General features: G+C 59.5%; 10 protein-coding genes. 6 read left to right on the top strand and 4 right to left on the bottom strand.

Features of this window, described 5'->3' with window-relative positions; genetic code table 11:
• Window positions 1–53: 53 nt before the first annotated feature.
• Genes G5134_RS04225 through G5134_RS04205 form a run of 5 tightly spaced genes read left to right on the top strand, consistent with a single transcriptional unit; the run spans window position 54 to window position 7,447 of the window.
• On the top strand, window positions 54–1,751 hold the full coding sequence (locus tag G5134_RS04225) for an L-lactate permease (RefSeq protein WP_065018011.1): 1,698 nt from the start codon (window positions 54–56) through the stop codon (window positions 1,749–1,751).
• Window positions 1,752–1,764: 13 nt separating this feature from the next.
• Window positions 1,765–2,565 (top strand): (Fe-S)-binding protein, encoded by an 801-nt coding sequence (locus G5134_RS04220; RefSeq protein WP_082970086.1) that lies wholly within the window; start codon window positions 1,765–1,767, stop codon window positions 2,563–2,565.
• Window positions 2,558–3,994 (top strand): LutB/LldF family L-lactate oxidation iron-sulfur protein, encoded by a 1,437-nt coding sequence (locus tag G5134_RS04215; protein WP_421231899.1) that lies wholly within the window; start codon window positions 2,558–2,560, stop codon window positions 3,992–3,994. Before G5134_RS04220 ends, G5134_RS04215 begins: the two co-directional genes overlap by 8 nt.
• Before the next feature lies 1 nt (window position 3,995).
• On the top strand, window positions 3,996–4,640 hold the full coding sequence (locus G5134_RS04210) for a LutC/YkgG family protein (RefSeq protein ID WP_421231898.1): 645 nt from the start codon (window positions 3,996–3,998) through the stop codon (window positions 4,638–4,640).
• The gene (locus G5134_RS04205; protein ID WP_421231897.1) at window positions 4,640–7,447 is read left to right on the top strand and encodes an FAD-binding and (Fe-S)-binding domain-containing protein; all 2,808 of its coding nucleotides are present in this window, start codon (window positions 4,640–4,642) and stop codon (window positions 7,445–7,447) included. Before G5134_RS04210 ends, G5134_RS04205 begins: the two co-directional genes overlap by 1 nt.
• 74 nt (window positions 7,448–7,521) lie before the next feature.
• Here the strand turns inward: G5134_RS04205 and G5134_RS04200 are convergent, their stop codons facing one another.
• Both G5134_RS04200 and G5134_RS04195 read right to left on the bottom strand, forming a co-directional pair.
• A complete protein-coding gene (locus G5134_RS04200) occupies window positions 7,522–8,043 on the bottom strand; it encodes a hypothetical protein (RefSeq protein WP_330544263.1) in 522 nt (173 codons plus the stop codon).
• Window positions 8,044–8,180: 137 nt separating this feature from the next.
• Entirely contained in the window at window positions 8,181–9,143 is a 963-nt protein-coding gene (locus G5134_RS04195) for a hypothetical protein (RefSeq protein ID WP_421231896.1), read from the bottom strand.
• Between the two features lie 615 nt (window positions 9,144–9,758).
• Here G5134_RS04195 and G5134_RS04190 point away from each other — a divergent pair.
• The gene (locus G5134_RS04190) at window positions 9,759–10,700 is read left to right on the top strand and encodes a hypothetical protein (protein WP_421231912.1); all 942 of its coding nucleotides are present in this window, start codon (window positions 9,759–9,761) and stop codon (window positions 10,698–10,700) included.
• Between the two features lie 78 nt (window positions 10,701–10,778).
• Here G5134_RS04190 and G5134_RS04185 read toward each other — a convergent pair whose 3' ends face one another.
• Both G5134_RS04185 and G5134_RS04180 read right to left on the bottom strand, forming a co-directional pair.
• Complete coding sequence (locus G5134_RS04185; protein WP_135319568.1) at window positions 10,779–11,144, bottom strand: hypothetical protein; 366 nt, start codon at window positions 11,142–11,144, stop codon at window positions 10,779–10,781.
• Between the two features lie 301 nt (window positions 11,145–11,445).
• The gene (locus G5134_RS04180; protein ID WP_421231895.1) at window positions 11,446–12,486 is read right to left on the bottom strand and encodes a lipocalin-like domain-containing protein; all 1,041 of its coding nucleotides are present in this window, start codon (window positions 12,484–12,486) and stop codon (window positions 11,446–11,448) included.
• Window positions 12,487–12,522 lie beyond the last annotated feature (36 nt).

Here is a 12,522-nt window from a genome sequence, read left to right as displayed (position 1 = left end):
TAACAAAACAACAACAAGGTGCGCCTCTGCACCGCTCGGACAAGGACGCAATGATGACAGACACCCTGTTGGCCCTGGTGGCCTTCTCGCCGATCGTGGTGGCCGCCGTGCTGCTGGTCGGCCTTAATTGGCCCGCCAAGCGCGCCATGCCCATCGCCTTTATCCTGACCGTATTCATCGCCCTGTGGGGCTGGCAGATGAGCCCGACCCGGGTGCTCGCCTCCAGCCTGCAGGGGCTCATCATCACGGTGACCGTGCTCTGGATCGTGTTCGGCGCCATCCTGATGCTCAACACCCTCAAACACACAGGTGCCATCACCGCCATTCGCGGCGGTTTCACCAACATCTCGCCGGACCGGCGCATCCAGGCCATCATCATCGCCTGGTGCTTCGGCGCCTTTATCGAGGGAGCCTCAGGGTTTGGCACCCCGGCCGCCATCGCCGCCCCGCTGCTGGTGGCCATCGGCTTCCCGGCGCTCGCCGCCGTGCTGCTCGGCATGATGATCCAGTCCACCCCGGTCTCGTTCGGCGCGGTGGGCACCCCCATCCTGGTGGGCATCAACAAGGGGCTGGATAACCAGGCCATCGGCCACACCCTGAGCGCCGGTGGCAGCAGCTGGGACATCTACCTGCAGCAGGTGACCACCAACGTGGCCCTCATTCACGCCACCGTCGGCACCCTGATGCCGGTGCTGATGGTGATGATGCTGACCCGCTTCTTCGGCCGCAACCGCAGCTGGACCGAGGGGCTCTCCATCCTGCCGTTTGCGATTTTCGCCGGGCTCGCCTTCACCGTGCCCTATGCCCTCACCGGCATGCTGCTCGGCCCCGAGTTCCCGTCCCTTATCGGCGGCCTGGTGGGACTGGCCCTGGTGGTAACGGCGGCGCGACGCGGTTTCCTGGTGCCCAAGAACTCCTGGGATTTCGCTCCGGAGAAAGAGTGGCCCGCCGAGTGGCTGGGATCCCTCAAGCTCGATCTCAAAGAGGCCGCCGGCCGCCCCATGTCCCTGCTGCTGGCCTGGCTCCCCTATGTGGCGCTGGCGCTCCTGCTGGTGGCGAGTCGGGTGAGCCCGGAGTTCAAGGCAAGCCTGTTGTCGGTGAGCCTCGCTTTCACAGACCTCTTGGGGGAGAAGGGGGTCAGCGCCTCCATTGAGCCGCTCTACCTGCCGGGGGGCCTGCTGGTGTTCTGCGCCCTGCTCGCCACCCTCATTCAGGCCCGCGCCCTGGCCCCCCTCGGCCGCGCCGTGAGCGAGTCGAGCCGCACCCTGATCGGCGCCGGCTTCGTGCTGATCTTCACCGTGCCCATGGTGCGCATCTTCATCAATTCCGGCGTCAACGGGGCGGATCTCGCCAGCATGCCGGTGACCACCGCCAATTTTGCTGCAGGGCTGGTGGGGGAGTTCTTCCCGGCGCTCAGCGCCACCATAGGCGCGCTGGGGGCCTTTATCGCCGGCTCCAACACGGTGTCGAACATGATGTTCAGCCAGTTCCAGTTTGAGGTGGCCCAGACCCTCGGCGTCTCTACCGCCGCCATGCTGGCGCTGCAGGCCGTGGGCGCGGCCGCCGGCAACATGATTGCCATCCACAACGTGGTGGCGGCCTCGGCCACCGTGGGCCTCTTGGGCCGCGAGGGGGCGACGCTGCGCAAGACCGCGTTGCCGACCCTCTACTACCTGCTGGCCACCGGCCTTATCGGGTTGGCGCTCATGTACAGCTTCCACGTCTCGGACGCACTGCTGCTGTTGAAGTAAAGGAGAGCAAGTGATGAAGGTAATGCGGGTCTATCCGGCCAAGCCGGCCGATGTCTATCTCTACGCCACCTGTCTGGTGGACCTGTTCGACCCGGTGGCGGGGCTTGATGCCATCGCCCTGATCGAGCGGGAGGGGATAAGGGTGCACTTTGTCGAGAAGCAGACCTGCTGCGGCCAGCCGGCCTACACCTCGGGTCACGAGGAGGAGGCGCGCCAGGTGGCGCAAAGCCAGATGGCGCTCTTCCCCGAGCCCTGGCCTGTGGTGGTGCTGTCTGGCTCCTGCGGCGGCATGATGCACCACCACTATGCGCGCCTCTTCCCGGAGCGCCCCGAGGTGGCGGCGTTTTGCGAGCGGGTGTTCGAGCTCACCGAGTTTCTGGTCCGGATCTGCCGGGTGCGCTGGCACGGGGTGGGGAGGGCAAGCATCGTCATGCACACCTCCTGCTCGGCCCGGCGCGAGATGCAGGTGCACACCACGGCCCGCAGCCTGCTGGGGCAGCTCGATGGTGTCACCCTGAACGAACAGGCTTACGAGAGCGAGTGCTGCGGCTTTGGCGGCACCTTCTCGGTGCGCCACCCCCACATCAGCCAAGCCATGGTGGAGGACAAGACCCGCCACCTGCTTGCCACCGGCGCCGACACCCTGGTGAGCGCGGACTGGGGGTGCCTCTTGAACATCAAGGGATCCCTGGCGTATCAGGGCAGGATCTTGCCTGCCACCCATCTGGCGAGCTTCCTGCTCGCCCATAGCGAGCCGGTATCAGACAAGCAAGGGGCTCATGCCCTGCAGAATCAGGAGGCCCATCATGAGTGATCACGCCAAGTATTCGCCGCGCCGCTTCCACCCCCAGGCCGAGGCGGCCCTGGCCGACCCCGTGTTGCGCCAGAATTTTCGCGGCGCCATGGATTACCTGCGCGGCAAGCGTCGCGATGCCTTCGCCGACCCGCAGGAAGAAGCGGCGGTGCGTGATGCGGCGGAGCAGATCCGCCAGCGCTGCCTCTCGCGCCTGCCGGAACTGCTGGAGCAGCTCGAAACCAACTGCGAGCGCAACGGCATCCGGGTGCACTGGGCCCAGACGCCGGCCGAGGCCAACGCCATCATTCTCGGCATCGCCCAAAAGCACGGGGTGAGTAGCATCGTCAAGGGCAAGTCCATGGTGAGCGAGGAGGTGGGCTTCAACCACGAGATGGCGCGCCACGGCATCCGCTGTCTTGAGAGCGACATGGGGGAGTTTATCGTCCAGCTCGACGGCGATACTCCGTCCCACATCATCATGCCCGCCATCCACAAGAACAAGCAGGAGGTGAGCGACACCTTCGCCCATAACCTGGAAGGCTTCACCCCCACCACCGACGTGGACGCCCTGATCCAGACCGGGCGGCGGGCCCTTCGCGAAGAGTTTCGCCGCGCCGGCATGGGGCTCTCGGGGGTCAACTTCGCGGTGGCCGAGACCGGCAGCCTGTGCCTCGTCGAGAACGAGGGCAACGGGCGCATGTGCACCACTGTGCCCAAGGTCCACGTGGCCATCACCGGCATCGAGAAGGTGGTGGAGTGCTTATCCGATGTGCCGCCCCTCTACAGCGCCCTGACCCGCTCGGCCACCGGCCAGGCCATCACCACCTACTTCAACGTCATCAGCGGCCCGCGCCGGGCAGGGGAGCTGGACGGCCCGGACGAGGTGCACCTGGTGCTGCTGGACAACGGCCGCAGCCAGGCTTACCGGGACGAAGAGCTGCGCAAGACCTTGCAGTGCATCCGCTGCGGCGCCTGCATGAACCACTGCCCGGTCTACACCCGCATCGGCGGCCACGCCTACGGCACCATCTACCCGGGCCCCATCGGCAAAATCATCTCCCCCCACCTGCTGGGGCTGGAAAGCACGAGCGATCTGGTGACCGCATCCAGCCTGTGCGGTGCCTGCGGCGAGGTGTGCCCGGTGCGCATCCCCATTCCCGACATGTTGCAGCGCCTGCGCCGGGAGGCCAAGCACGACGCACAGCCCGGTCACGAACCGCTGGCGGGGCAGGGGGCGGCCAAAAGCCGGCTCGAGACCCTCGCCATGCAGGGCTTTGCCTTTGCCGCCACCCACCCGCGCCTCTACCACGCCGCAACCGGGGTGGCCGGTCGCCTGCGGGGCTTGATGCCCAAACACCTGGGCCCCTGGACCCAGTGCCGCGAAGCCCCCAAACCCGCCCCCCAGAGCCTGCACGCCCTGCTGCGCCAGAAGAAGAAGGAGTCCTGAGATGTCGAGCAAAGAGGCTATCTTGAACCGCCTGCGCGGCGCCACCACCCCCATTGCCCACGCCCCCCATGGCTGGCAGCCTTGGCGCGGGGCTGATGACGGCGCGCGGCGCGAGCGTTTTGTTGCCGGGATCAGCGCCAGCCACGCCGAGATCCTCACCGTCAAGGAGGCAAATCTTGCCCGGGATCTGGCCACTTGGCTGGATGGGGAAGGCGTGACGCATCTGGCCTGTGGCCAGGGGGGCCGCTGGCAAGTCGACGTCGCGGCCGCCTGCGCCGGGCGCTCTGTGTTGACCCCGGCGGGGGAGTTTGCCAGCTGGAAAGACGAGCTGTTTGACGTTTGTCAGGTTGGCATCACCCACTGCGCGGGGGCCATCGCCGACACCGGCACCCTGGTGTTGCTACCCGATAGCGGCGAGCCGCGCACCCTATCCCTGGTGCCCCCCTGTCATATCGCGCTGCTGGCGGCCTCCACCATCGCCGACAACCTGGCGGGGCTGGTGGACGCCGGGCGCTGGCAGCAGGCCATGCCCACCAATTTGCTGCTGGTCTCCGGCCCCTCCAAGACCGCCGACATCCAGCAGACCCTGGCCTACGGCGCCCACGGCCCGAGTCGCCTCTTGGTGGTGCTGGTGGAGGATTGCTGATGCGCTGGAACCAGTTTGATGCCGCCGTGCTCTCGCGCATCCCGCCGGAGCGGCTGGTGAGCGACCCGGACTTGCGCCTCGCCCACGGCACGGACGCCAGCTTCTACCGGCTGGTGCCCGAGCGCATCGTGCGCCTCGACTCCCTCGATGAAGTGCGCTTTGTGCTCGGGGTGTGCCGCGAATTGGGTCTGCCGTGCACCTTTCGCGCCGCCGGCACCAGCCTCTCGGGCCAGGCCCTGAGCGATTCTGTGCTCATCACCCTGACCGACAGCTGGCGCGGCCACCGCATTCTGGACGAGGGCGCGCGCATTGCCCTGCAACCCGGGGTGATCGGCGCCGATGCCAACCGCTATCTGGCGCCTCTGGGGCGCAAGATTGGGCCGGATCCCGCCTCCATCAACGCCTGCAAGCTCGGCGGCATCGCCGCCAACAACGCGAGCGGCATGTGCTGCGGCACCGCCCACAACAGCTATCACACCCTGCACGCCATGACCTTGTTGCTGGCCGATGGCACCGTGCTGGACAGCGGCGATCCCCACAGCCGCACCGCCTTTGCGGCCAGGCGCCCGGAGCTGCTCACGGGGCTCGCGGCCCTGCGCGCTGAGGTGCTGGCAAACGCCGAGCTTGCCGCCAAGATCCGCCACAAGTACCGGCTCAAGAACACCACCGGCTACGCCATCAATGCCCTGCTCGACCATGAGGACCCCATCGATATTCTCACCCACCTGATGATTGGCTCGGAGGGGACCCTCGGCTTTATCGCCGAGGTGGTGCTCGACACCGTGCCCGAATACCCCCACAAGGCCTCGGCCCTGCTGGTGTTCCGGGACGCCGAGCAGGCCTGTCTGGCCACCTCGCGGCTCAAAGCTGCGCCTGTGGCGGCGGTAGAGCTGATGGATGGACGATCCCTTCGCTCGGTCGCGGGCAAGCCCGGCCTGCCGGCCTTTATCAAGACGCTGGATCTGGCTGCCTGCGCCCTGCTTGTCGAGGTGCATGGGGAGTCGAAGGAGGAGCTGGTGGATCGCTGCGAGCAGGTGACGGCCATGGCGGCCGAGTTCGCCCAGGTCGCCTCTGTGCCCTTTACCGACGACAGCGCTGGCCTGTGGGCCATTCGCAAGGGGCTCTTCCCGGCGGTGGGGGCGGTGCGCACTACCGGCACCACCGTCATCATCGAGGATGTCGCCTTTCCCATCGAGCGTCTGGCCGAAGGGGTGGCAGGGCTGCAAGCCTTATTCGATCGCTTCGAGTACGGTGAAGCCATCATCTTCGGCCACGCGCTGGAGGGGAACCTGCACTTTGTCTTTACCCAGGGGTTCGATGCTCCGGCGCAGGTGGCCCGCTACGGAGCCTTTATGGATGCGGTGGCCGAACTCGTCGCGGTGCGCTTTGGCGGGTCGCTCAAGGCCGAACACGGCACCGGCCGCAACATGGCCCCCTATGTGGAGCTGGAATGGGGGCCGGAGGGGATGGCGCTGATGCGGCGCATCAAGGCGCTGCTGGACCCAGCTGGCCTGCTCAATCCCGGCGTCATCATCAACGATGATCCCAACGCCCACCTGGCCCACCTCAAGCCCATGCCGGCGAGCGATGCCATCGTCGAACCGTGCATCGAGTGCGGCTTTTGCGAGGCGGTCTGCCCCTCGCGCACCCTGTCGCTCTCGCCGCGCCAGCGCATCGTGCTCTACCGCGAACTGGCCCGCCGCAATCGTGCCGATGAGCCCTCCAACCAGCTGGCCCGGCTGTTTGACTATCAGGGCATCGACACCTGCGCCGCCACCGGGCTGTGCGCCGATCGCTGCCCGGTGGGCATCAACACCGGCAGCCTGATCAAGAAGCTGCGCACTGACAAGTACCGGCGCTTCGTGCCCATCGCCCGCTGGAGCGCCGATCACTTCGCTGGCGTTACCCGCACCGCCCGCAGTGCGCTGGGCCTCAAAGCCGTTGCCGGCAAGGTGTTGGGAGACAAGGCGCTGGCAGGGTTGGTGAACGGGGTTCGCCATCTGAGCGGCCAGCGCACACCCGCCTGGCTGCCCACCCTGCCGGGGCCGAGCCGCTACCGGTGGCCGCAAGGGGAGGGGAGCCATGGCGGATCCAGCGAGGGCATTGGAGAGGATCGCGCCGTGGTCTACCTGCCGTCCTGCGCCAGCCGGGTGTTCGGCCAGCAGGAGGAGGCCCCGTCACTGCCACAGGTGGTGCAATCCCTGCTCAAGAAGGCGGGCTGCCGGGTCATAGTGCCGACTGGGGTTGAGGGGCTCTGCTGCGGCATGCCCTATGACAGCAAGGGGATGATCGAGGTGGCTGCCGCCAAGCGTACGGAGCTGGCCGAGGCATTGTGGCAGGCAAGCGAGCAGGGGCGCTGGCCCGTGCTGCTCGACACCAGCCCCTGCGTGCAGCGACTGCTCTCGGGGGCGCTTGGCATGGACCTTCGGGTGTTTGAACCCGCTACCTTTGTGCTGGAACACCTGCTGCCCCACCTTGAGCTGACCCCCATCGATGAGACCGTCATGCTCCATATCACCTGCAGCAGCCGGCGCATGGGGCTGGGGGATAAGATGCTGGCGGTGGCCCGCGCCTGCGCCCGGGAGGTGATCGTGCCTGAGCATATCCAGTGCTGCGGCTTTGCTGGCGACAAGGGGCTGATGACCCCGGAGCTCAACGCCGCGGCGCTTGCCAGCCTGCCTGCCCAGGTGCCCGCCGGTTGCCGCCAGGGTTTCAGCAACAGCCGTACCTGCGAGATGGGACTGAGCCAGCACGCCGGCATTCCCTATCACAGCATCCTCTATCTGGTGGATCAGGCGGCGAGATAAATAACCCCCGGCAGAACAAGTTCTGACGGGGCTATTAGTTGGTTAAATCAGTTGGAACCTCACATTTTCACTTGTTATTTATATCTAGATAATAGTGCGGATTTTTTTGGAGTTTTTATAAGGTCACTGATATTAACCGGTTTGAAGATGCCTTTTTTATTGCTAATGTAAATGGATTTTACATATTCTATCGGTATGGGACGTAAACTGGCAGCCTCCAATTTAGGCATGTATTGACGATTCATGCCGGCCTCTATCCAGCGTATTCTAGTTTCTTCAGCAGAGGAAAACATATCGCCTAAATAGAAATGATTTATTTCGAGCCAAACTGTTTGTGGCCAGCCAGTTCTACATGGAATAAAACTATATAATATTTCACTGACGTGCGAGCTTGGTAGTCTAAAATCAAATAAGCTTATTCCCCCGATGCTCCTAACAAATGGATGTGTTGATTTTGATTTTCCTCCCCAGCGTTTTGATTCATCAATGCTTGGATCAGAAATAATGTAACCGTGGCTGTATATCTCTAAAGCAAGTTCTTTGCTAGTGCTATGCCATATTTTTCCTTTAAGCTCGTTTGGTACTCGAGTTATCAAACTGTACTTTCCTTAATTTTGAGTTTTCATTGACGTACATGTGTGTGATAAATAATCCATAACAGAAGCTAACCCCACGTTTTCTATCATTATATACTACTTCTAGTGGTGGGTGTATTTCGAATTTCTTGGTTGTTTTATAAGCAATCACGCCCAGTTCTAATAACAAAGTGATCTCTAAGTTTGAATATGTTCGGAGGTATATCATTTTGACCATTTGGAATTTCAGATGGAGTAAACCTAGATTCATAAACTTCTTTTATTATTAGAGGTACGAATGTTTCCGACTGCGCCTGAGTTATCTGACCAAGATTTGCCCTGATATCGAGTTCTATTGCTAAGCCAGCGGCTGCTTGAAATGGTGCTCGCATTAATGCATAAGTGAACCGATCCCCTAACTGCTTGGGAAGTCCTGCGATAATGGTAGGCAAGAGATCTGGATGAAAATCGAAGCTTACACAAAAGTCACCAGATCCGAAATTACAATTTGCTGATGCTGTCATTAGCGAGTCATCAATTTTGGCAAACAAATTAAGCCTAGTTTGGAACATGTGAAACTCTGTCTCTTTATCTAATCCCATTCGTAATAAAGCCATTCCAAAATCAGGTGCAAATTTTCTCAGAATAGGAGAGGAAAGATACTTTGGTGCTAATTGCCGTTCGATTTCACTCCAGTTAGACTCAAAGTTATCAAAATCAATATGAAGCAGTGGTTCTATCTTGGCAGAACTAAAAATGACCAGTTCTCTACCATTGCAAAGCCCAAACTCATCACAGCGAATCTCAGGGTGAATTGCATAGCTATATGCTTGCTGAATGTGATTGTCATCCAAAACACTTTCGGATGGCCCTTTTGCGTCAAGTATAAAAACTGGACGTTCATCTATATAAAATGTGTAGTCTGGAATCGTAGTTACTGGATGGTTTCGTGTTCCTACACGTATAAATGGGTTTTTTAGAGATTTACTTCTTGTAATTCGATGATTACCACTAGGTAGATAGCCTAATCTTTTAATTATTGGAGATATAATAATCTCCCTGACAGAGTCTTCTTTAAATTCAGGATCGTCAAAAATTGAACTGTCTATACCTTCGAACATATCGACTCCTTTAAAATTTAGTGTCTAAAAATTACTGGCCAGATAAAGTTTTAGACTTATTTAGTGTATCACTAACATATAAATCATTTACTCTATTCTACGCGGCAAAATTTGTAGATGTAGGTGAGTTTTCTAGCTACCTGGTAATGAGCTGCACAGATATTTTCTTCTTAGACTTCTGATCAGTAAAAAGATGGCTACCGCACGGGGTTACAGCTCTCCGAGTGCTCTTTTTAACCAAGTTGAAGAAGATTGAGCCATCACCACTCCTGGGTTGCCTTTGTGGCTCTGAGGGCCGGATGAGTAGCCTATCAAACACGGGTTTCTTTAGTTGAGTAAAAGCACGGCCAATCCAAGAGATTTAAATGAAATCTTGATGGTGGTCAGATTTTGACGCGGAAAGGTCGAGAGAAATGGGGAGAGGGGAGATGGCTTCTCTTCTTGTTGCTGCACCGCCCGGCCAACCAAGTCATGTGTTATCTCTTGCTCATCAATGCCTTGTAACAGCTGGTTACAGATCTTGCGTCGACCGGCGAACCCTTCCTCCAGTAAATTCAGCGGCGATTGAATGCACCTCACATAACAAAGCAATTGCAAGGAACAAGAGTCATGAGAATGCACCACAAAGCCATGCTGGCCATCGCCTGCACCGCCGCCCTGTCCGCCTGTGACAGCGAGAAGGCGGCCAACAGCATCGCCAAGCGCGCGCCGCTGCCCTTGCCCGATGCCGGCGTCTATGAGGCGAACCTGCTCAGCCGCGATGGCGATCAGGGGCCGCTGAAGATGATCAAGGGGCTGGAAGGGTTGGCACTGGTCTACCCCAAGGGGGATGGCGAGCAGCGCTGGGGCGTCTGGGTCGAGAACGACGGCAAGTCGATTACCTCTTCGCAATGGATGGGGCTGGCGGCCCAGAAGGAGAACAAGGATGGTATCTATCCGGTGCTGCTGGAGCGCACTTCGGTGCGGGGCAAGCGGCTCGATGCCCAGAGCAACGACCACAACCTCATCAGTTTTCAAGACAAAGCGGTAACCGATCTGGCTGGCAAGGAGGTCAAGCGCTGGACCTTTGACTTCAGCCGTACCGGCACCCAGTTCCGGGATCCGGATCAGAGCACCGCCCTTTATCGCGACTGGAGCGGCCACCTTGCCGTGAGCAAGCTCGCCACCCGGACGATCACCAGCGACAGCTGGCGGGTGGCAGAGGACGCCGGTTTTGGCGATGCCATGGTGGGGCTGATCCGCAGCACCAACAATGGCGGCTCCCTGACCCTGGAGATCGAATTTCCCAAGGCGGGCTGTACCCTGACCGGCAAGGGCAATGCAGAGTCTGGCAAGGGGCTCAGCAAGCTTAACCTGAGCGGGTTTGGCAAGTGCAGCTTCAAGGCGTCAAGCGATCTCAGCCCGCTTGAGAACAAGTGGATGCTGGGTCTGGCCAAGGCCAAAGAGGGGGCAACGGCCTACGTCGCCGCATTCGAGATGCCGGACACCCGCAAGACGACCCTGGTGGTGGGCTTCCCCGAACAGCATGGTCTGATGATGGTGGGCGAGAAATACTGACCATCTTGTGTTATCAATCAGACCCTGGGGTTGCCTAGGGTCTGATTGGCACAATCTTAAAATACGTCAGGGGAGGATTTAGACTTTATCCAATGCTTTGGTATCTGACGCATACTTGCACATGGTGTCGGTATTATCAGGGGCATAGTTATAGCTGGTCTCAATATAACTGCCACGATCGCCAGTCAAAATGATATTCACTTTACTGTTTGGATTAGGGTAGTGTTCATTACCATCACCACCATACCAATGACCTTTATTAAGGTCATAGGAGTATACATTTTTCAGCACTCCTATTTTTAATTTGAATTGTTCAAAATCGCTTGAAACCTTTGCCACTGCTGACTGGCCATTTTTGATGGTCAGCGCCATGAATTGGTAAGGGCTTGCTTCGATAATCTCTACATCAACACCCAGAGCATTCACTATGGTTAAACTTCCCATATTATCATCCTATAATTTGTAGTAATGATTCTGATTTTAATTTCGAAGAGGCCGGATGGACGACTTAACTTGCCATCAAGGACACTGATGAAATTAAAGTGATGAAGACTTTTCTGATTGCCGATAGATATTCAACACTCTCTATATAAGTATCAACTGCAAGATCTGACACTTTGCATGTTGTGGATCTCTGCTATTTTGTCTGAGAATAAAAACCCTTTATTTTCAATCTATTGAATATGGTAAGAGAAAGCCATTCAGAAATCAGGTGAACAAACTCATTTCCGAATATCTGAACAGCTCAATACCCCGTCATCTCCAGATAGCCAACGCCTTTTGCGCCTCCCGAGATGGATACTGCCCCTTCCCAGTAGTCAAAGCGTCCCGTCATGGCCTGATTGGGCTGGCGGGCTCGGATGGTGAGCCTCATATCGCCGGCTTCCAGCTGCCACTCGACGGGGTAGGGCTGCCCCTTGGGGCCGCGCCAGGTCTTGCCGGGGGTGAGGCGGATCTGCTCAGGGCTCAGCACCCGGCTGCTGCCGTCCCGTTCGATCAAGATGCCGTAGCGGTTCTCCGGCTCAGATCGTCCTGCCTTGGTGCGCAGGCGAAACAGCATCAGCTCGCGGCCATCTTCAAACTGGAGCGAAAACCAGTCCCAGCCCGATTGCCACTCGGCCAATACCGAGCTGCTCCACTCGTGATCAAACCAGCCCTCACCGCTGACGTTGCGGGTCTCGCCATCCAGGGTCAAGGTGCCGCTGATGGTCAGGCGCGGGTAGGAGTAGTAGAAGGAGGCGTTGCCCGGGCTCTTCTCGCTGTAACCCTGTTTGCCCTGCAGCACCGCTGGCTTGGCGGCACTCACCTTCACATCAAGATCCCCCGCCTTGCTTTGCACCTTGAGGGTGGCGGGAAAGAGCGCTTCTCCCTGAGAGGCCAGCACCCACTCTTTCAGCCAATACTGACCGCCGCTGGCACCGGCGAGCCCGGGCCCCTGGCGGCTGGTGCGCTCGTCCTGCTGATGGCTGCCTTTGCTCACATCTGTGATGGCGAACTGGGCCAGCCAGAGCTGGGGGGTGAGCCAGGGGTTCTCCGATTTGATCTCCTGTTCAATGCCTTGGCGAAACAGGGTCCACTGCATGCCGTAGCCGCGCCCCTGTTCGTCTTTCAGGTTGCCGGTGAGATACCACCACTCGGAGCGGTAGTCGGGGTGGGCAGCGTGATCCATGGGCAGGTTGATGGAGTGGCCCGGCAGGGCTCTTTTGAAGTGATCGTTGCCGCCGCCAAGGATGCTCCCCAGATCGCTGGCCTGCGCGTGGCCGCTTATGGCAACAAGCGGGATCAAGCGGGCTGCAAGCCACAGGGTCCGTAAAGAGGACAA

Origin of the sequence: Aeromonas sp. 600276, assembly GCF_049175815.1 — a bacterium.
In the GTDB taxonomy this organism is placed as follows: Bacteria; Pseudomonadota; Gammaproteobacteria; order Enterobacterales; family Aeromonadaceae; genus Aeromonas; species Aeromonas dhakensis.
Note: the sequence above shows the minus strand (reverse complement) of the source record. Positions and strands in the feature narration are given on the sequence as shown.